The organism is Bradyrhizobium iriomotense (assembly GCF_030160715.1).
Taxonomy (GTDB): domain Bacteria; phylum Pseudomonadota; class Alphaproteobacteria; order Rhizobiales; family Xanthobacteraceae; genus Bradyrhizobium; species Bradyrhizobium iriomotense.
Genome location: NZ_BSOW01000134.1, coordinates 1 through 755, shown reverse-complemented (window position 1 = coordinate 755; position 755 = coordinate 1). Strand labels below are relative to the sequence as shown.

The 755-nt window shown below is 66.9% G+C and carries 1 protein-coding gene; it reads left to right on the top strand.

Features of this window, described 5'->3' with window-relative positions; translation table 11 throughout:
- The coding region (locus QQL28_RS45740) for a chemotaxis protein CheA (protein ID WP_431309739.1) at positions 1–755 on the top strand (755 nt) is incomplete at both ends.

Here is a 755-nt window from a genome sequence, read left to right as displayed (position 1 = left end):
GCACCCGCAAAAGAGATGACCCAGGGCACGCTGATCGAGCAGACGCTGGAGCGCCCGTTGCGTCCGGGCGAGGTGTCGCTCGACGAGCTCGAGCGCGCCTTCCGCGAGACCGCAATCGAGGCGCCCGCGCCGGCCGCCAAGGCAGAAGCCAAGCCAGCGCCCGCTGAGGCTCCGGCCGCTGCCGCCAAGGACGCGGCAAAACCCGCCAAAGAGACCAAGGCCGCGCCCAAGAAGTCGATGGCGGACGAGAGCGTCACCGAAGGCGACCGCGTCGCCAACCAGTCGATCCGCGTCAACGTGGATACGCTGGAGCATCTGATGACCATGGTCTCCGAGCTGGTCCTGACCCGCAACCAGCTCTTGGAGATCTCCCGCCGCAACGAGGACACCGAGTTCAAGGTGCCGTTGCAGCGCCTCTCCAACGTCACCGCCGAGCTGCAGGAAGGCGTCATGAAGACGCGCATGCAGCCGATCGGCAATGCCTGGCAGAAACTGCCGCGCATCGTCCGCGATCTGTCGAGCGAACTCGGCAAGCAGATCGAGCTGGAGATGCACGGCGCCGACACCGAGCTCGACCGCCAGGTGCTCGACCTGATCAAGGACCCGCTCACCCACATGGTGCGCAACTCCGCCGACCATGGCCTGGAGACCCCGGCCGAGCGGCTCGCGAGTGGCAAGGGCGAGCAGGGCACCATTCGCCTAAGCGCCTATCACGAGGGCGGCCACATCATCATCTGCATCGCCGACAACGGCCG